This window comes from Flavobacterium sp. LC2016-12 (assembly GCF_015351595.1).
Classification (GTDB): Bacteria; Bacteroidota; Bacteroidia; order Flavobacteriales; family Flavobacteriaceae; genus Flavobacterium.
Genome location: NZ_JADKPT010000018.1, coordinates 57,544 through 78,799 on the forward strand (window position 1 = coordinate 57,544; position 21,256 = coordinate 78,799).

General features: G+C 34.4%; 10 protein-coding genes. 7 read left to right on the plus strand and 3 right to left on the minus strand.

All coding sequences use genetic code 11. The annotated features are described in order from the left end of the window. Positions 1–160: 160 nt before the first annotated feature. Complete coding sequence (locus tag IRZ99_RS20565) at positions 161–862, minus strand: LytTR family DNA-binding domain-containing protein (protein ID WP_194659252.1); 702 nt, start codon at positions 860–862, stop codon at positions 161–163. Beyond that, the gene (locus IRZ99_RS20570) at positions 852–1,904 is read right to left on the minus strand and encodes a sensor histidine kinase (RefSeq protein WP_194659253.1); all 1,053 of its coding nucleotides are present in this window, start codon (positions 1,902–1,904) and stop codon (positions 852–854) included. The genes IRZ99_RS20565 and IRZ99_RS20570 overlap by 11 nt, the downstream gene beginning before the upstream one ends. Positions 1,905–2,177: 273 nt before the next feature. Between IRZ99_RS20570 and IRZ99_RS20575 the strand changes: the two genes are divergently transcribed. The 5 genes from IRZ99_RS20575 to IRZ99_RS21250 all read left to right on the plus strand — a co-directional run bounded on the left by IRZ99_RS20575 (position 2,178) and on the right by IRZ99_RS21250 (position 17,040). Further along, the gene (locus IRZ99_RS20575) at positions 2,178–5,213 is read left to right on the plus strand and encodes a SusC/RagA family TonB-linked outer membrane protein (RefSeq protein ID WP_194659254.1); all 3,036 of its coding nucleotides are present in this window, start codon (positions 2,178–2,180) and stop codon (positions 5,211–5,213) included. Positions 5,214–5,223: 10 nt separating this feature from the next. Next, positions 5,224–6,792 carry a RagB/SusD family nutrient uptake outer membrane protein gene (locus IRZ99_RS20580; RefSeq protein ID WP_194659255.1) on the plus strand — a complete coding sequence of 523 codons (1,569 nt, stop codon included), beginning with the start codon at positions 5,224–5,226 and terminating at the stop codon, positions 6,790–6,792. A gap of 107 nt (positions 6,793–6,899) precedes the next feature. Beyond that, positions 6,900–8,837, plus strand: coding sequence for a glucosamine-6-phosphate deaminase (gene nagB, locus IRZ99_RS20585; RefSeq protein WP_194659256.1), 1,938 nt, complete (start codon positions 6,900–6,902; stop codon positions 8,835–8,837). Between the two features lie 149 nt (positions 8,838–8,986). After that, positions 8,987–11,053, plus strand: coding sequence for a beta-N-acetylhexosaminidase (locus IRZ99_RS20590; RefSeq protein ID WP_194659257.1), 2,067 nt, complete (start codon positions 8,987–8,989; stop codon positions 11,051–11,053). A gap of 497 nt (positions 11,054–11,550) precedes the next feature. Continuing rightward, a complete protein-coding gene (locus IRZ99_RS21250; RefSeq protein ID WP_228519137.1) occupies positions 11,551–17,040 on the plus strand; it encodes a glycosyl hydrolase family 18 protein in 5,490 nt (1,829 codons plus the stop codon). A 497-nt stretch (positions 17,041–17,537) separates the two neighbouring features. Here the strand turns inward: IRZ99_RS21250 and IRZ99_RS20600 are convergent, their stop codons facing one another. Further along, positions 17,538–18,464, minus strand: coding sequence for a WG repeat-containing protein (locus IRZ99_RS20600; protein WP_194659258.1), 927 nt, complete (start codon positions 18,462–18,464; stop codon positions 17,538–17,540). Between the two features lie 96 nt (positions 18,465–18,560). On the opposite strand from IRZ99_RS20600, the gene IRZ99_RS20605 reads away from it, so the two are divergent. After that, positions 18,561–19,343, plus strand: coding sequence for a TlpA disulfide reductase family protein (locus tag IRZ99_RS20605; RefSeq protein WP_194659259.1), 783 nt, complete (start codon positions 18,561–18,563; stop codon positions 19,341–19,343). Positions 19,344–19,576: 233 nt separating this feature from the next. Next, positions 19,577–21,196, plus strand: a complete 1,620-nt coding sequence (locus tag IRZ99_RS20610) for an ABC-F family ATP-binding cassette domain-containing protein (RefSeq protein ID WP_072971983.1) — start codon at positions 19,577–19,579, stop codon at positions 21,194–21,196. Positions 21,197–21,256 lie beyond the last annotated feature (60 nt).

Sequence of the window (21,256 nt, forward strand, 5' to 3'; positions counted from 1 at the left end):
TTTTTAATTTATTGTTTTTTTGAAGACCGTAAATATATTTGTTAAGTATATCAAAAAAAAATAAAAAGGCACAAATAATGTTAAATTTAAACCAACAACATCATTTTTTCAACAATGTGTTAATTTTTACCTAGTTATAAAATGAGAAATGAAATGATATTTATTCAAGAATTTTAGTTTTTACATCTTTACTGTAGTTTCTTCCAATTGGAATAGTGTAGGATTGTATCTGTACACGGTTTCCTTCAATAGATTTAACCTTGTTTAGTGCAATAACGTAGGATTTATGGATTCTAAGAAAGCGATCTGCAGGCAATTCTTCAGATAATGAAGTTAATGATTTGTGGGTAATATAGGTTTTATCAGGAGTAACAACTTTTATATATTCCTTCATGCCTTCAACAAATAAAATCTCTTCAATATTAATTTTCATCATCTTTTTATCAACCTTAATAAAAATATGAGAATCACCTTTTGTGGTTTCTACTTTAATATTGTTTTTTAAATTAAATTCTGTTGTGATTTTATTAATGCACTTTATAAATCGTGGAAGTGGAATAGGTTTTACCAAATAATCTAAAACATCAAGATCATAACTTTCAGCAGCAAATTCTCTAAATGCTGTTGTGATAATTACTTTGGTTTTGTTTTCTATCAGGCTGATTAATTCAAAACCGGTCATCATTGGCATATTAATATCCAAAAATACCGCATCGACAGTTGTACTGTTTATAAAATCAAGCGCTTCAAGAGAATTATTGAATGTAGCAATAACCTCAAAATCAGTAAAATTATTAAAATAATTTTGCAAGACTTTGATAGCTAATGGCTCATCATCAACCAACACGCATTTAATCTTCATTTTGAATAGGTATTTGCAAACGGATTATATAGTAATTTAATTTTGTCGTTTGTTTTAAACTGAAATTATTTTTATAAATTAACTTCAGTCTCTTCTTAGTATTAGTTAACCCAATTCCGCCTTTTGAATTAAGATTTTGTGAAATTACAAAATTATTTAAGATTTCAAAATCTAACATTTTATTGTCGATAACTTTACAATTGATCTTAATTTTTAAGTTTGGATTGTTTAAAGCGCCGTGTTTAAAGGCATTTTCGACTAATGAAATGTATATAAGAGGCGGTACAACAATGTCTTCAATATTGGATTCTAGATTGATCGTAACTTCAACATTTTCAAAACGTAACTTTTCAATTTCTATATAATTTTGAATATAATCGATTTCTTTAATTAAAGGAACAAATTTGGTTCCCTTTACATCGTACAAAACGTATTCCATCAAATTCGATAATTTGATAATTACATCAGGAACCTTCGCCGAAGATTCTAAAGATAATGCGTATAGGTTATTTAAGGTGTTGAAAAAGAAATGCGGTTGAATCTGGTTTTCGAGATATTTTAATTTAATCTTAAACTGATTCTCGCGCAACGATCTGTTTCTTTCTCGCTCGCGTAACCAGGTTAAGGTAAGGTAAACAGAGGACGCCATTGCTAAGACATACAGCTCACCAATACAAACGGCTACAATGTGATTAATTTCAAAAGGGTGATATTCTCTATTGGCTTCTGGCCAGATATTTTCGGATATAATGTAATAGGTAAGCGCTGTCTTAAGTAAATAGATAGCAAAAAGACTTAGCAGTAATGAAAAGGTATAAGTAATATACTTCTGTTTTAGTACAAATCTCGGAACTAAAACAAAGAGATTAAAATATACTAAAGGAATATGCAGCGAGAACTCAACTAAATTCGATTTGAAAGAATAAGGGTAATCATTAAAGTACGCTCCCCATCTTAAAAAATTCAGAGTAAAGTAACTGCCCCAAAACCAGAAGTGATTTTGAAGTTTTATGTCAAAGTTTAATTTTTGAATTTCGTTCAATGTTCAATGTATTGATAAGGGATTAACTTTTTTTTAACTATTCTTAAATATAGTGCAACTTTAAACAATTAGTTGGTAAAACGCAATTCTTTTAAAGAAAAAAACAATAAAAACTTAAAAAGGCGTAATATTTTCATATGAAAACGTTTTCGAAAAACGCATTATTGATTGTTTTATGTCGTTTGTTTAAAAAATAAAGCTGTTTGTATAATTTATTTTTTTTAACAATACCTTAAGAATAATTTTACCTCATAACTAACAAAATAAATAAACATGAAAAAAATTTTCTTAATCTTTATGATTGTTTTTACGGCGCAAGTTTCTCTTGCTCAGGTAAAAAATGTTAAAGGTGTGATTACAGATTCTGATGGAATGCCCTTGCCTGGTGCATCCGTTGCTGTGCAAGGAGGTCAAAGAGGTACGACTACCGATTTTGACGGTGTGTACACAATTGAAGCGCAAAAAGGACAAACATTGGTTTTTAGCTATGTTGGTCTAGAGTCACAAACTTTAGTTGTAGGAGATAATACTACAATTAATGTGAAGATGAATCAAGCTACTTCAAATGCATTAAGCGAAGTTGTTGTAACTTCGTTAGGTATCAAAAAAACTAGAAAATCTTTGACTTATGCAGCTCAAGAGCTTAAAGGAGAAGAGTTGACTCGTGTAAAAGATGCCAACCTTATTAACACTGTTGCAGGTAAAATTGCTGGTGTTGCTGTAACAAAAGCTGCATCTGGATCAGGAGGTTCTACAAAAGTTGTAATTCGTGGTAATTCATCTTTCGTAAACAACCAGCCTTTATATGTAATTGATGGTATTCCTTTGTACAATCAAGGTAGTGGACAACCAAATGGAACTTTCGGAGATTTAGCAGGAGGTAACCGTGATGGTGGTGATGTTGTTTCATTAATTAATCCTGATGATTATGATGGAATGACTGTGCTTAAAGGTGCTGCGGCTTCTGTATTATATGGTAGCCAAGGAGCTAATGGTGTAATCTTGCTTACATCTAAAAAAGCAAAAGCTGGAGTTGAGTCTTTCAATGTAAACTCTGTTACTACATTTGATAGTGCTGCTTACTTGCCAGAATTCCAATCAGATTATACTTCGAATGATGGAGATCCAAGAAGCTGGGGTGCTAAACAAAAAGTTGAAGGAGATATCAAAGATTTCTTTAACACAGGAACAACTCAAATTACTTCTATGGCATTCTCAAAAGCTACTGAAGGAAACTCAACTAGTTTAACTTATGCTAATACAAATGCTTCAGGAATTGTTCCTGGAAATCATTTAAAGAAAAACAACTTCGGAGTTCGTCAAACTGGTAAATTTTTCAATGACAAGTTAAGTGTTGCAGTAACGGGGAATTATGTTGCTCAAACAATTAACAACAGACCAACAAATGGTTTATACTTCAATCCAATTGCTGGTGTTTTTTCTCATCCAAGAGCTTTCAGTTTGAATGATTTAAAAACTTATGAGATTTTTGATCCAGTTAGAAATATGATGGTTCAAAATTACCCAGGTTTTGCTACAGTAAGCGAAAACAATGAAAATCCATATTGGCAGATTAACAAGCAAAAATCGGTTGATACAAATAATTTTTTTAACGGAGCTATTGCTTTAGATTATAAAATTGCTGAATGGTTTCATTTGACTTCAAGATATAGCTATAACAGAAGTGAAAGTAACTTCCAAAAAGAAATGTATGCTACTTCTGCAACTTCATTGGTTCATCCAACAGGAAGATACATTAATGCTAATTTGATTGGAACTCAAAATTATGCTGATATTTTAGCTTTATTTAATACAAAAATTAATGATAACTTTTCATTTAATGGTACAGTTGGAGCAAGTATTAATAATTCTAAAACTACTGGTTTAACTGTTGATTCAGGAATTGGTGGAGGTTTAAATTATGCTAATATTTTTACTTTAGGTAACTTTGTTAGTAATAATGGTAACGTACAATCAGGTGCTGAAAGAGAAGTACAATCTCTATTTGCTGCTACAACTTTTGGATACAAAGATTATTTGTTCTTAGATCTTGCTGCAAGAAATGACTGGTCTTCTACTTTAGTTAATACAGATGATCCAAGTTTCTTTTATCCATCGATAGGTCTTACAGGTATCCTTAGTGATATGTTTGCAATGCCAGAAGTTATCAGCTTTGGAAAAGTTCGCGCTACTTATGCGCAAGTTGGTAATGATATTTCTGCATTCATTACAAGCCCTACTGCCACTATAGTTGCAGGAAGTATTGTAAATCCACCTGTTGGACCAATGCCAGGAACTACATTAAAACCCGAATTAAAATCAGAGGTTGAGTTAGGTACAGAATGGAGAATGTTTAATAATAGATTAGGATTTGAACTTTCTTACTATGATTCAAAAACTAAAAATCAGTTTCTTCAAGTTGCTGCTCCCTCTACAAACCCTAATGGTTATACTAATTATGCAATTAATGCGGGTAGTATTTCTAATAAAGGTTTTGAGGTTGTATTATATGCTGATGTTGTTAAAGGCGAAAAATTCAATTGGGAATCTAGAATTAATTACTCACAAAATAAGAGTAGAGTAAACGATATTCCTTCAGCAGAAGGCTCAAATGGAAGAATTGTTATTACTGACCCAGGATCTAACAGCTACAGATACTCATTAATTGAAGGAAGGCCTTTTGGAGTAATTGAAGGTAAAAATCTTAAAAAAGATGATCAAGGACGAATCTTGATTAATGATGACAATACAATTCAAAGGACAGATTGGGAAGAAGTTGGTAATGCAAATCCTGATTTTATGTTAGGTTTCTCTAATACATTCAAATTGGGATCATTTACAGCAAATATCTTACTTGATGGACGTTTTGGAGGTGAAGTTTTAAGCTTAACTCAAGCTATCAATGATTACAATGGTGTTTCTAAAGCAACTGGTGATGCAAGAAATGCTGGGGGAGTAAAAATCAATGGTGTAAAAGCAAGCGATGGTTCTGCAGTAACTACTATGGATGCTTTAAATTATTACAGCACAGTAGGAGGTAGAAACGGAGCTTCAGGTGAGTATGTTTATGATGCTACTAATGTAAGTGTTAGAGAAGTTTCTATTGGTTATACTTTCAAAAAAGACAAATTGCCATTTGTACAGTCAGCCAGTATATCTTTAATTGCTAGAAACTTATTCTTCATATATAAAGATGCACCATTCGATCCAAACGTTGCTTTAAGCACAGGTGAAGGTTTACAAGGTGTTGATGTGTTCGGTTTGCCTTCAACAAGAAGTATTGGTCTTAATTTAAACTTAACATTCTAATCTTACAATCATGACAATAAATAAATTTAAAAGAACAGCAATATGCTTCTCTTTACTTGCAGCGTTCAGTTGTACAGATAATTTTGAGGAGATCAACACTAACCCTGAAGGGGCTAGTACAGCACAATTAGAGCAAGATTTTAATAATATTAAAAGTTTGTTTAAACCAGCATTTAGTAGATTATACATTTCTGATATTACTTGGCAATATCAGATTCAGCAGAGTTTGCAGGCAGATGCATGGTCTGGTTATATGATTACTCCAGTTCCTTTTGGAAATGAAAATAACTATGATTATGCTTTAAATCCAGGATGGAATGGTTTTGCTTGGGATACAGCTTATGTCGATATTATTGCAAATCTTTTCAAAGTTGAACAAAGAGCTAAAGGTAAATTTGACCAATTTTATGCATGGTCGTTGATTATCAAAGTGGCACAAATGCAAAGAATTACTGATATGTACGGTCCTGCTGTGTACTCTAAATATGGTGCAGATGGCACAGTTACTTATGATTCTCAAAAAGATATTTATAGTCAAATGTTTAAAGATTTAGATTTTGCAGTTGCCGAATTGACAAAAAGAATCAACGCAAACGAAGCTTCAACTTTTACAGGGACAGATCTATCTCTTTACAACGGAAATTACACACAATGGGTTAAGTATGCTAACTCACTTCGTTTAAGAATGGCTATGCGCATTGTTAAAGCAGATCCTGCATTAGCAAAAACTGAAGCAGAAAAAGCGGTAAGTAATTCAATTGGTGTTTTCAAAGTAAATGCTGATGTCATGAAAGTTAAATCTCCTGTTGATCTTAACGTAATTGACGTAATGAGCCATGTTTGGGTTGGTTTAGCTATGGGGGCTGACATGCAGTCAATTTTAGAAGGTTATGGAGATCCACGTCTTGCTAAATACTGGAATACTTCAGATCAAGTTCCTGGGGAATATGCTTCAGTAAGAACAGGTGTAACTTATCCTTCAGGAACAACTTATGCAAAATTCTCGCAAACAGGTCCAAGAACGAAAACTGGTGAAGTTACATGGATGTCAACTGCGGAAGTTTATTTCTTAAGAGCAGAAGGAGCTTTAAGAGGATGGAACATGGGCGGAACTGGTAAAGATTTGTACGAGGCTGGTATCAAAGCATCTTTTGATCAAAATGGTGTTGAAGGTGCGGCTGCTTATGCTGCAGATAATACTAAAAAAGCAGCTGATTATGTAGATCCATTATTCCCAGCTAATAATACTCCTGCGGTTTCTAAAGTTACAGTAGCGTGGGGTGCTGATAATGAAACTAATCTTGAAAAAATCATAACTCAAAAATGGATTGCTACTTATCCTGACGGACAAGAAGCTTGGTCTGAGTTTAGAAGAACAGGTTATCCAAAATTATTCAGAATCGCAAATAATAAAAGTGGAGGTGTAATTAGTACTGAACTTGGAGTTAGAAGACTTCCTTTTGCTCAATCTGAAGCTGCAAACAACCCTAAAGGTGTTGAATCTGGTGTAGCTGTTTTAGGTGGGCCAGACAACGGAGCAACAAGACTTTGGTGGGATGTTAACAAAGCAAACTTCTAAAACATAAAGATTAAAAGAATTTAAGTTTGGTTGGTAAATGGTATAAGCAGCGAAAGTTGTTTATACCATTTCAAAAACCAAAATTGTAAATACAAAAAAAGAAAAAAATGAAAAGTGCTTTAGAAATCAAACCTGATATTAGCTATAAAAGTGCTGGAAAATTTGAAGAAACTCGATTTGAAAAAATTCATAATGAGATCTTTAAAAGTTCTGCAGAAGCTTCAGTAATTGTGGCGCAGGAAATCGCTCAGTTAATCAGATCTAAACAAGAAAAGAATAAATCTTGTGTATTAGGTTTAGCAACAGGTTCTTCTCCTATTAAGGTATACGCGGAATTAGTTAGAATGCACAAAGAAGAAGGTCTGAGTTTTAGCAACGTGATCACTTTTAATCTGGATGAATACTATCCAATGACAAAAGAGAACAATCAGAGCTATCACTATTTCATGCATCAGCATCTTTTTAATCACATTGATATTAAACCTGAAAACGTAAATATCCCTGACGGTACCGTATCTATTGATGAATTAAATCAATACTGTATCGATTATGAAATGAATATTAAACAAGCAGGAGGACTTGATTTTCAATTATTAGGTATCGGACGTACAGGTCACGTAGGTTTCAACGAACCAGGATCACACATCAATTCTGGTACAAGAATTATTACACTTGATCACATAACAAGAGTAGATGCTTCATCTGATTTTAATGGTATTGATAATGTTCCAAAAAGAGCAATTACCATGGGAGTTTCTACCATAATGAGATCTAAAAGAATTGTATTAATGGCTTGGGGACAAAACAAAGCCGATATCATCAAAAGAACTATTCAAGGTGATATCAGTTCTGAAGTTCCTGCTACATTTTTACAAAATCATCCAAATGCGACTTTCGTATTGGATCAGTCCGCAGCTTCAGAATTAACCCGTTTCAAAACGCCTTGGTTAGTTGGGGAATGCATCTGGACACAAGAATTAAAAAGCAAAGCGATTGTTTGGTTATGCCAAAAAACAAAACAATCTATTTTAAAATTAACAGACAGAGATTACAACAATAATGGAATGTCTGATCTTTTGGCGCAAGAAGGTTCTGCTTATGATTTGAACATTAATATGTTCAATGTATTGCAGCATACGATCACGGGATGGCCAGGTGGAAAACCGAATACAGACGATTCTCATCGTCCTGAAAGAGCTAATCCTGCAAAAAAACGAGTGATTCTTTTTAGTCCGCATCCAGACGATGATGTGATTTCTATGGGAGGAACTTTTTCAAAATTGATAAAACAAGGACATGATGTACACGTAGTATATCAAACCTCTGGAAATATAGCAGTTACTGATGACGAGGCTCTGAAATTTGCCGAAGTAGCCAAAGATTTTATAGGTGAAGCTGGTAGTGGAATAAACTTCAAATCGGTAATTGAATTCTTAAATAGTAAATCAGAGAATCAAATTGATTCCTTGGAAGTTCGAAAATTAAAAGGACTTATCAGAAGAAGAGAATCTTACGCAGCGACAAGATACATCGGCTTAAAAGATGAAAACACACATTTCCTTGATCTTCCATTTTACGAAACAGGACAGGTAAAGAAAAACCCGTTAGGCCCTGAAGATATTGAAATTGTCAAAGATATTATCGCAAAAATAAAACCACATCAGGTATTTGCTGCAGGTGATTTGGCTGATCCGCACGGAACGCATGAAGTTTGTCTTAATGCAATTTTCGCAGCAATGGCCGCCCTGAAGCCAGAAAAATACATGGATGATTGCTGGTTATGGTTGTACAGAGGAGCATGGCATGAATGGGATATTCACGAAATTGATATGGCCGTTCCGCTTTCTCCATCAGAAGTATTATTGAAGCGTCATGCCATTTTATATCACCAGTCTCAAAAAGACAGAGTTATGTTTCAAGGAAACGATTCCAGAGAATTTTGGGTTAGGGCAGAAGATCGTAACAAAAATACCGCAATTCTATATGATGAATTAGGTTTGGCAGAATACGAAGCAATCGAAGCCTTCAAACGTTTTGATTACTAAAATTAGTTTAAGATTCGGTTAACGAATCAAATTTCAAAATTCAGATTGATTTTATAACGAAAGTGAGGTTCAATAGAAGTCATTCTGAGTTTTGTTTCTTTTATCTATTATTATGTTATCTCCGGATAGCATCTTTCAAACACAATAAAATGAAATATTTATTAGTCCTACTATTAGCGGGTTTAACTTCTAGTGCTCAAATTCAGAAAGAGCAACTAAATCTTATGCCGTGGCCTCAAAGTGTTGTTTTAAACGATGGTAATTTTACTTTAACTAAAAATTTTAAAGTAAATGTTACAGGTAATCCGAATCCAAGAATTTTTGGAGGCGTTACCCGTTTTTTAAGACGATTAGATGGTAGAGCTGGTATTTTTTTCGAGCAGGGTTTTATTACAAAGTTAAATGAAGTTCCAACAGCAGAACTTCAGATAAACTGTACTAAAAGCGGAAAAATTGGATTGTATGAAGACGAAAGTTATCATTTGGATATCAAACAAAATAAAATTACAATCAATGCAACAAGCGATTTAGGAGCTTTACATGGTCTTGAGACGTTATTGCAAATGTTGCAAAATAATAATGCTTCATTTTATTTTCCAAACGCACAAATTTTAGATTTTCCAAGGTTTACGTGGAGGGGTTTAATGATTGATGCGTCGAGACATTTTCAGCCGGTAGATGTTATCAAAAGAAATATCGATGGATTGGCCGCAATGAAAATGAATGTTTTTCACTGGCATTTAGTTGATGATCAAGGTTGGAGAATAGAAATGAAAAAACATCCGAAACTGATTGAATTAGCTTCAGATGGAATGTATTATACACAAGAGGAAATTAAAAATATCGTAAAATATGCTGATGAGCGTGGTATTTTAATTGTTCCGGAAATTGATGTTCCTGGTCACGGATCGGCAATACTTACAGCTTACCCGGAAATTGGTAGCAAAGTGATTACGCTGACTGGTGGAACTTCAGAAAAAAATATTCAGGGAACCGCTATTGCGACCTATGGAGTTGAAAGAAATGCTGGTATTTTTTCGCCAACATTAGATCCTTCAAACCCTAAAACATATCAATTATTAAGTGAACTTTTTGATGAAGTTTGCCCGTTGTTTCCTGGTGCTTACTTCCATATTGGTGGAGATGAAAACGAAGGGAAAGACTGGAATGCAAATCCGAAAATTCAAGCTTTCAAAAAGAAAAATAACCTAACGACTAATCACGAATTGCAAACTTATTTTACCATGCAATTAGTGCCGATGCTTAAAAAGCATGGAAAACAGTTAATGGGTTGGGAAGAAATTTTGACAAAAAACATGTCAAAAGAAGCTATTATCCATTCATGGAGAGGACCTAATGAAGGCGTTGTTGCTGGTCAATCATTAGTTGATGCAGTAAAAAAAGGTTACAAAACAGTATTGTCAAATGGATTTTATATTGATTTGATGTATCCTGTTGAAAGTCATTATCTGAATGATCCAATGCCAAAAGGAGCTGATTTATCTACAGAAGAAAAAGCAAGGATTCTAGGAGGAGAAGCAACAATGTGGACAGAACTCGCCTCAGCTACGACTATAGATTCGAGAGTGTGGCCAAGAACGGCCGCAATTGCAGAAAGACTTTGGTCAGCAGAAAATATTACAGATGTTGAAAATATGCGTAAACGTCTTGATGTAGTTTCGTTTCGATTGGAAGAATTAGGATTGACGCATATTCGAAATAAAGAGGTAATCTTAAGAAATGTTGCAAACAATCAAAATACAAAAGCACTAGATGAATTTACAAATGTTTGCGAGCCATTAAAAGGATATAAACGTAATAAAGGTGGAACAGAATATCAAATGTATTCTCCCTTAACATTATTTGCAGATGCTTGTACACCAGATGCTAAAGACTCTTTGGCTTTTGATGCAGCAGTTGCTCAGTATTTGGCAAATAAAACCCCTGAGAATAAAGCAAACGTAGCCGCATTTTTCAATAAATGGATTGCGATGAATAAAGGATTAATTGAGCTGAGTTCCACTGCGCCATTAGTACAGCCAATTTTGCCTTTGTCTAAAAAGTTAAGTGAAGCATCACAGGAGTTATTACTTGTTCTGGATAGTAAATCAACATTAAAAAGTGATGATTTGAAAAGTTTGATAGAACAATGTAATAGCAAAGATCACGCAGATGTTGAGCTATCAGTATATGAAAGTCTTAAAAAATTAATTTAAAGTTTGGTTTGAATTAGTACGTTGTAGTTAGCATTATTTAGTAATTATTTATCTCTACCGGAATTTCTGGTAGAGATATTTATAAGCTGATGAGAATAATTTCAATTTTTTCAAATTATACAGGTCAATAAAAATCTTAAAATAACCATTAAAAAAGAGTAATAACATTTAAAACCAAATAAGAGAATAAAACAAAACATGACAAAAAATAGAATTTCAGATTGATGAATCCCCAAGTTTATCTTCTTGTATTTAATACTAATTTTTAAAAAATTATATCTAAATATCAATCAATACTATTGGCTAATGATTATGGTAGAATCGGTAATAGTAATATTTATTTATAGAAGTAATATGAATTAATTCCACCTGACTGCAATCTCTCCAAGTTGCAGTTGGCTGAAAACCCCGGTTATTGTTTTTTTATGTGCTGCATTGTGGCATGTATAATAGGGTAACCGGAATATTTATTTTCTATTAACCAATATTTATTAATTATGAAACATTATTACAGATTGCTTTTTTTGTTACTGTTTCCCTTACTAGCGTTAGCTCAACCAGCTCACGGAAAAAAGGTAGTAGGGTATTATGCGCAATGGTCTATCTATGCCCGGGATTTCAATATTCCGAAGATCGACGGAAGTAAATTGACGCATTTAAATTATTCTTTTTATGGGACAACTTATGATCCTGCCCATCCGGAGAATACAAAGTTATTATGTTTAGATTCGTATGCTGATTTTGAGCATATGGAAGGTGGAATCCCATGGGATGCTCCGGTAAAAGGAAACTTTTATGATTTGAAAAAATTAAAAGAAAAGTATCCGCATCTTAAAATCTTAATTTCTGTTGGAGGATGGACTAAAGGTCAGGATCTTTCTCCAATTGCTGCAAGTCCGGTAGCAAGAGCTGCATTAGCTGCAGACATGGCAAACTTCATTGTAACGTATCCATTTATAGATGGATTCGACATTGACTGGGAATATCCACTTTCCGGAGGTACAGATGGAACTGAAGTTCTTAATGGTGCGCCGGTGCCTCCACAAAAGTACAGCCCGGATGACAACAAAAACTTAGTTTATTTATTGAAAGCAATGCGTCAGGCAATGCCAAATAAATTGGTTACAATCGCAGCCGGAAATAATGTTCGAAATGTATCTAAACAATATTTAGGACCAAACACCAGAGCACAATACGGAATGACAGAAGACATTTCGACTTATTGTGATTATATTACTTATTTTGGATATGATTTTGGAGGAAACTGGTTTGATAAAACCTGCTATAATGCTCCTTTATATTCAAGCGGAAATTCAAATGATCCATTATACAATGCAACTCAATCTGAATCATTAGATGAATTGACAAATCAATATTTGAACGTTGTTGGTTTTCCTGCGAACAAACTAATAATGGGATTACCTTTCTATGGGAAAAAATTCGACAATGTTGCGAATAATGGAACCAATCCAAACTTACCCGGATTATTCGTTTCTGCACCGAGATATATTGTCTCAGGGTGTACAAACCCGCAAAATCCTGTTGGAACGTGGGACGGACCTGCTGCCTGTGAAAAATCAGGAAGTATTGAGATTTGTGATTTAGTTGGAAATCCTGTAACCAATTCACATCCTTATTTAGACCCAAATACGATGTTAGTTACGCCAACTGCGGCAGCTGCAGGATGGGTACGATATTTCGATAATACGACTAAAGTTCCTTATTTATACAATGCTACTTTAAAACAGTTTATCTCTTATGAAGATAAACAGTCGATGGATTTAAAAGTGCAATATATTAAATCAAGAAATCTTGCCGGTGGTATGGTTTGGGAATTATCTCAGGATACCAGAGGTTCTATCCAGAATGCATTATTAAACCAGGTTGATACTTCTTTCGGAAGCATCGTTGCCGGATCAGTAAGTATTGCCGGTTCAGTAAAAAACGGATCAGCTTTAGTACCAGATGTAACAGTAGAATTGCGTGATGCAAGTAATGCAGTATTACAAACAGTAATTTCTACAGCAGGAAATTTCACATTCAACAATTTACCTTCTGGACAGACTTATAAATTAACGGCGCTAAAAGCGACTTATACTTTTACACCAGTAACTTTAACGAATGTTACGGTTAACCAAACCGCCGTTGTAATTAACGGAACTCAGCCTTTATACACCGTTAGCGGAACTGTTCTTGACGGAGCAACCCCAGTAGCAGGAGTTACAGTTTCTGCAACTTCAGGAGCTACAGTTTTAACTGCAGTTTCAAATGCAAGTGGCGTTTACAGTATTGCAGGCTTAACAGCAGGACTTAGTTTTACTGTAACCGCAGCAAAAACAGGGTTCTCTTATACGCCAACTTCTACGGTTTACAATGCAATCGATGCCAATAAAACATTGAATTTTGTTCAGGGTGCCCCAATTGTATATTATACGGTAAGCGGAACTATTTTGAATAATACAACGCCAGTTTCAGGAGTTACAGTTACGGCAACTTCAACAGGAGGAACTTTCACAGCAACTACAAACGGAAGCGGAGTATATTCAATCGCTAATTTGCCATCAGGCGGAAATTATACTGTAACGGCTGCTTTAGCAGGTCAAACATATACACCGGCTTCAACAGTTTATACTAATTTAACAGCCAATAAAACATTGAATTTTTCTCAGGATGTTATTGTAGTTGGTGCCAGTAAAATTAGCGGAACAGTTAAAAATGGAACCGCTGTAGTATCTGGTGCAAAAGTTGAGTTGATTTTGCCGTGGACAGATAACACACATCCGTATGTAAGCAAAATAGCCGTGACAGATGCTCAGGGAAAATATAGTTTTGACAATGCTATTTTAGCAGGATACACAACAGTTTCAAGTTTAAAATTAAACACTTGGGAAAATGGAGAGGTTGTTTATTTACCAAACAATTTAGCAAACTTCCCTGTTCCTGCAAACCCAACGGTTTATGATTTTAATACAGGTGTTGTTACGCCAGTATATTATACCGTAAGCGGAACAGTTCTTAATGGTTCAACTCCAATTTCAGGTGCTACGATTTCAGCTGTGACAGGAACGACAACATTAACAGCAATTTCAGATGCTTCTGGAAATTATAGTGTGGCTAATTTGGTTTCGGGATCAAATTATACTGTTACTATTGCTAAAACAGGATTGACATTTACTCCGGCTTCGACGGTCTATAATGCAATTAGTTCTAATAAAACATTGAATTTTACTCAATCAATTGTTAACCCGGTTTATTATACAGTTAGTGGAACAGTATTAAACGGAGCAACGCCAGTTTCTGGAGCTACGATTTCTGCTGTGACAGGAACAACAACTTTAACAGCAACTTCAGATGCTTCTGGAAATTATAGTGTGGCTAATTTAGTTTCAGGATCAAATTACACTGTAACTATTGCAAAAACAGGGTTAACATTCACGCCGGCATCAACCGTTTATAGCGCTATCAGCTCTAATAAAACGTTGAATTTTACGCAAGTTGTAAATCCGGTTTATTACACTGTTAGCGGAACAACTAAAAACGGAACTACAGCAGTTTCAGGAGTAATCGTTTCTGCTGTGACGGGAACAACAACTTTAACAGCAACTTCTGATGCTGCAGGGAATTATAGTGTTGCCAATTTAGTTGCAGGTTCAGATTATACAGTAACAGCTGCGAAAACAGGTTTAAGTTTTAGTCCGGCTTCAACAGTTTATCCTGCAATTAATGCAAATAAAACATTGAACTTCACGCAAAATGTTACCAGCGGTAATTTAATCAGCGGAACTGTAAAAAGCGGTTCAACTCCGGTTGCAGGCGCTAAAGTAGAATTAATTTTACCATGGACTGATAGCACACACGGATATGCAAGTTATATTGCAACGACAGATGCTTCAGGAAATTTCAGCTATGCTAATTCAATTTTATCTGGTTATTCAATTATTACAAGTTTAAAATTGAATGCCTGGGAAAATAACAGTGTTGTTTATTCTCCAACGAATTTGGCCAATTTTGCTGTACCAACAACGCCTCAGGTTTACAACTTTAATTCAAATTCAGTTGCGCCTCAGGTTACTATAACAAGTCCTTCATTAGCAACGGTTGCAATTGCTCCGGGAACTGCAATTCAGTTAAAAGCAAACGCAAGTTTAACTTTTGCAGATCCAACCGTAACGATTTCTTCTGTTGTATTTAATATCAACGGGCAAAATATTACGGGGACACTTTCTACAGGAACAGAATATGTAGCAAGTTGGACACCAGTTGCGGCTGATTTCAATAAAAATTATACTTTAAAAGCAACTGCAACAGCTTCAAATAGTATTACTGCAGAGAATACTCGTGCATTTTATTTACAATGTTCAGGTACTTCTTGTCCAAATCAATTACCGGAAATTGCATGGGTTGCACCTGCAGCAACATCTATTAATCAGGCTTCAGGATTTCAGGCGGTACCGGTTAGTGTAAATGTTACAGATGCTGATGGAACAATTTCTACAGTTTCAATCAGTATTGACGGAACTTCTTTTGCAATGACAAAAGGAACCGGAAATGCTTATAATTACACTTTTACACCAAATGCATTCAAAACGTATGCAATTGTGGTAACAGCGACAGATAATTCTGGTGGAGTAAAAACATTCAACCAGTCAGTAAGTATTATTAGTTCTTCTTTCAATCCGTTACCGGCAAAAGTAATTGTGGGTTATGCTCACGGATGGGATAATGCCAGTGCGCCATTCTTATACTTCAACCAAATGGGAGATAAGAAATTTAATGTTGTTGTTTATTCATTTATCGAAACTTTAAACAGAGACGGTTACACGCCAATCCTGGTTGTAAACGAACCGAGATACATGACAAATGGTGTTTTCAATCCGCAGTTATTAAAGAATGATATTAAATTCTTAAGAGACAAAGGAATCCCGGTTATTGTTTCTATCGGAGGACAGAATGGTCACGTAGAATTGCAAACAGTTGCTCAGAAAAACACTTTCGTGAATGGTTTAAAAGCAATTGTAGATCAATATAATTTTGATGGAGTTGATATTGACTTCGAAGGCGGATCAATGAATTTTGGAGCAGGAGCTTTAAAAGATTTCTCTTATTTAGCGATTTCGGCTTATCCAAAATTGAAAAACATTGTAGATGCATTTAAAGAATTAAAAGCCAGTTACGGAAGCGGATTTATCTTAACATCTGCACCAGAAACGTTCTACGTTCAGGTTGGATATTCTGTTTATTCTGATGGAGCAGGTTCATTCTTACCGGTAATTCACAACTTGCGTAACGAACTGGATCTATTAATGGTGCAACTGTACAACACAGGATCTATAACAGCTCTGGATAATGTAGCATATTCACAAGCAACACCAGACTTTTTAGTTTCAATGTCAGATATGTTGATGAAAGGATTCAATGTAGCTTCTACAGGTTTCTATTTCCCTCCATTACCAGCTTCTAAAATCGTAATCGCAATTCCGGCGTGTGCTCCGGCAGCTCCGGCAGGAGGTTATTTAACTCCGGAAAAAGGAATTCAGGCATTTAATTATTTAAGATACGGAACTACATTCTCTGGAAGAGCCTATACCTTAAAAGGTGGTCCTTACCCAGACATGAGAGGAGTAATGACGTGGTCAATTAACTGGGATGCTTCATGCGGAACAGGATATGAATTCTCGAATGCTTACGCAGCCTATTTTGCATCAGCGGCTAAAACATTGGCTCTGGATAAAATTGAAGCAAAAGGAAGCACGATCCCTTATTTTAAAAATGATGCTTTATCGGTTACTAATGAAACAGAAGAAATTGCTCAGGTAGATGTATTTAATACTATCGGACAATCATTGGTAAGTTACAAAAACATTCAAAACAATAAAGAAGTTCTGCTTCAAAATCAAAGTTTTACTACGAAACAATTATTCATCGTTGTGGTAACAGATAAGGCAGGAAATAGAAAATCATTCAAAGTAATGAACTTTTTAAATTAGTTATTATGAATGAAAATTTAGAAATAAAAAATTGGGACGGTTAAAATTGAGTTTGGTTATTTATTTTTTAATCTGGTTTTTATTTCAAATAAATGCGACGAATTTAAGTGATTTGTTATTTGGTTTTCACTTAGAGGAGCGTATTATAGACCCGGCAATTTATTGCCGGGTTTTTTTATTTTTAATGTGAGATGTAAAATGTAAAATGCGATTCGTTAGAAAAATTGGGATTTTAGTGTTTTTCAGGAGCTGTTTCCGGCTATCCGCTTGTATCTTTTCCTGGCTAAAGGAGCCAGAAAAAGGATACCGCTTCTATCCGGGCTAGGGCACTCGTTTTCATAAGAAAGTTTATTTGATGAAATCTGTAAAAATCCGCATCATTTGCGTTCCATTTAAGAGAAACAAAATACGCAGAAAGCTTTGCGAACATTGCTTAAATCTTTTGCGTTTTTTGCGGTAAAAATCATCAGCATCTACATTTCTAAAACAAAAAGAATTTATTTTTTACTTTTTAAGCTCTTTGTAATCCATTTATCAACCAGAATTTTTCGTTCAACATATTCAGATTCCTTTTTACGTTTAACCAAATCGATATAAGTGACATAGAAATTTTTGACATCTGCTGAAACTTTAAAATTTTTAAAATCATCAAAATCTTCATCAGATCTGTTAATGTAAAAGTCACATAACTCAAATGTTGTTACTTTATAAAAAGGCTCAAACTCTGTTGGTTTTTCTGTTATTTCAAAATAAATTATTTTATTATCACAATCGAAGCCATTAATTTGAGTGATTTGCTCTTTTCGTTTTTCAAAAAAATCAAGAATTTCTTTTTCCTTTTCGCTGTATTCAAATTGATACGGTATAAACTGATGATTTTCGGTTTCAAAATCTTTAGGATGATTTCGTTTGTTTGTAGGCTGAATTTCTATTCCATTTTTACCAACAAAACCATAAGTTCCTCCAACCAAAGGGGGATGTTCATCATCTTTTGATCGGTCAAAATAACAGCCATTGCAAAAGTGAGCAAATCCAAAGTCTATTGGCGACATCCAGTCGTATTTAGCCGGGATAATTTTTTCACCTAGATAGTTATATAAACCAACTTTTTTATTTTCGCTGTACCGAATAAAACCTTCTTGAAAATAATCAGGTCCTTCGCCAGTCGAATAAGGGTCAAATAAAAAATTACCTTTTCGGTCGTAATATTCCGCGAAACGCATACAAAAAACCATATCTTTTATTTCCTGTCCATTAAAAGATGAATCTGCGTTTACAGAAGACTGCGGAGGAATAATGATTTTCCCATTTTGATTTTTTACTCCAAATAAACTATCTTTTTCTACAAAATAGTATAGTTTTTCGGTTTGAGAAAAGCTGGTGAAATTAATAAGGATCAAAAGAAAAATAATTATTTTTTTCATCAAAAAAGATTTTAAAAGTAGAAGACAACTCAAATGTAATAATAAAGTCTTTATATTTTAACTACTTTTGAATCCCAATTATTCGATTAAAACCTCATGCAAAAATCAATCAGCTTAATAATAGCGCTCCTAATATTCACCATTTCTTCAGCCCAAACCAAATTAGGAAATCCAGAAGTTGACCCCATCCAAATTCAAAAAAACTTCAGTGAATGGTCACTATATCAAAGTAAAAATATAATGCTTTCGAGAGATTTTGTGGCGCTTGATCTGCTTTCAAAAGAAATCTCAAAAGAAACTTTTTTAAACGAATTGACCAACGGAAATTTTATCCCAATCCGATTAATATCAGAAGATTCATTTTATTATTACAAACTATTTCAAATTGAACCCAATTCCGATTCAAGTATAAAAGCAACCATCAATCAAATTGGTTTTGATGCGCTTAAAAACTATAAAATGGAAGGGACGGCTTTTCCTAAATTTTCATTTAAAGATTTAAACGGAAATGAAGTTTCAAACGAAACCATGAAAGGAAAAATCATTGTTATAAAATGCTGGTACATTCACTGCACACCTTGTATAAGAGAATTTCCACAAGTAAATCGTTTAACAGAAGAATATAAAGACAGAAAAGATATTCTTTTTATAAGCTTAGCTGAAGATTCTCCAGAACAATTAAAAGCCTTTTTAGCCAGAAAACCATTGTCATATGATGTAATTCCAGATATGAAAATATATATGAATGAAACGTTGGATTTGAATGCTTTTCCAACCCATTTCATTCTAAACAAAGAAGGTTTAATAGCAAAAGTATTGCCCAATTTCGAGAGCTTAGAAGTCGCTTTGGCGAAAGAAAGCGCATTGCAGTCGAATTAATCTCGCAAAGACGCAAAGGCACCAAGTTTTTATTTTGATTGTTTTTTAAGTTTAGTGTTGAATGGCTTATCCGACTTATCTTTTGAGATTTTCACCTTTAATTTTTCTTTTCTTAGCGGCTTTGCGCCTTTGCGAGAAATTTTCTTTGCATGGTAAAAACTTAGAGCCTTAGCACCTTTGCAACTTAGAACCTTTTTCCGTACTTTTGCACAAAATTAATTAAAAAGACATTCATGTTAACAGTCAATAATTTATCAGTTCAATTTGGCAAACGAATTTTGTTTGACGAAGTAAATACCACTTTCACTCACGGAAATATTTACGGCGTTATTGGAGCCAATGGTGCTGGAAAATCTACTTTTCTTAAAATCATTTCGGGCGATATCGACCCAACTTCTGGCCATATTCATTTAGAACCGGGAAAACGTATGTCGGTTTTGAACCAAAATCACAACATGTTCGACGAGCATACTGTTTTGGAAACCGTTTTGATGGGAAATAAAGTTTTGTACGCTGTTAAAAAAGAAATGGATGAACTTTACTTAGACTACAACGATAAAAACGCTGACAGAATTGGAGAGCTTCAGGTTCAGTTTGAAGAAATGAACGGTTGGAATGCTGATTCTGATGCGGCTGCGATGTTGTCTAACTTAGGAATCAACGAAGAACATCATTATACTTTAATGGGCGATTTGGAGGGAAAAATTAAAGTACGTGTGCTTTTGGCGCAGGCACTTTTTGGAAACCCGGATTTGCTTATTATGGATGAGCCTACCAACGACTTGGATTTCGAGACAATCGCCTGGTTAGAAAACTTCTTAGCAAATTATGAAAATACTGTAATTGTAGTATCTCACGACCGTCACTTTTTAGATGCGGTTTGTACACATATTTCTGATATCGATTTTGGAAAAATCAATCACTATTCAGGAAACTATACTTTCTGGTACGAGTCTAGCCAATTAGCAGCGAAACAACGTGCACAGCAAAACAAAAAAGCAGAAGAGAAGAAACAAGAGCTTGAAGAATTTATTCGTCGTTTTAGTGCGAACGTTGCAAAATCTAAACAAGCAACTTCTCGTAAAAAAATGATTTCTAAATTGAATATTTCTGAAATCAAACCTTCCAGCCGTCGTTATCCAGCGATTATTTTCGATCAGGATCGTGAAGCAGGAGACCAGATTTTGAATGTTGAAGGTTTAGCAGCTTCTGTAGAAGGAGATCTTTTGTTTAAAGATGTAGATTTGAATATGGCAAAAGGCGACAAAATCGTTCTTTTCTCTAAAGATTCACGTGCTACAACAGCTTTCTACGAAATTCTAAACAATCAACAAAAAGCCGATGCAGGAACGTTTGATTGGGGAATTACAACAAATCAGGCTTATTTGCCAGCTGAAAATCATTCTTTCTTTGAAAATGATTTGACATTGGTAGATTGGTTACGTCAATATGCAAAAACAGAAGAAGAGCGCGATGAGGTTTTCATTAGAGGTTTCTTAGGGAAAATGATTTTCTCTGGAGAAGAAGCTTTAAAAACAAGCCGTGTATTATCAGGAGGGGAAAAAGTACGTTGTATGTTGTCGAGAATGATGATGGAGCGCGCTAATATCTTAATGTTAGACGAACCAACAAATCACCTGGATTTGGAGTCTATTACGGCTTTCAATAACTCATTGAAAAACTTTAAAGGTTCTGTAATTTTCACAACGCATGACCACGAGTTTGCACAAACTGTTGGTAATAGAGTAGTGGAGTTAACGCCAAACGGAGCAATCGACCGTTACATGACGTTTGACGAATATCTTGATGATGAAAAAATTCAGGAATTAAGAAAGAAAATGTACAATTTGTAATATTGTAACTGACTATAAAAAAGAAATCCCGATCATTTTGTGATCGGGATTTTTTTATGT

Coding starts and splice junctions, on each gene's coding strand:
- IRZ99_RS20575 (WP_194659254.1), top strand. CDS start 2,178: ATGAAAAAAATTTTCTTAATCTTTATGATTGTTTTTACGGCGCAAGTT.
- nagB (WP_194659256.1), top strand. CDS start 6,900: ATGAAAAGTGCTTTAGAAATCAAACCTGATATTAGCTATAAAAGTGCT.
- IRZ99_RS20590 (WP_194659257.1), top strand. CDS start 8,987: ATGAAATATTTATTAGTCCTACTATTAGCGGGTTTAACTTCTAGTGCT.
- IRZ99_RS20580 (WP_194659255.1), top strand. CDS start 5,224: ATGACAATAAATAAATTTAAAAGAACAGCAATATGCTTCTCTTTACTT.
- IRZ99_RS21250 (WP_228519137.1), top strand. CDS start 11,551: ATGAAACATTATTACAGATTGCTTTTTTTGTTACTGTTTCCCTTACTA.
- IRZ99_RS20600 (WP_194659258.1), bottom strand. CDS start 18,464: ATGAAAAAAATAATTATTTTTCTTTTGATCCTTATTAATTTCACCAGC.
- IRZ99_RS20565 (WP_194659252.1), bottom strand. CDS start 862: ATGAAGATTAAATGCGTGTTGGTTGATGATGAGCCATTAGCTATCAAA.
- IRZ99_RS20605 (WP_194659259.1), top strand. CDS start 18,561: ATGCAAAAATCAATCAGCTTAATAATAGCGCTCCTAATATTCACCATT.
- IRZ99_RS20610 (WP_072971983.1), top strand. CDS start 19,577: ATGTTAACAGTCAATAATTTATCAGTTCAATTTGGCAAACGAATTTTG.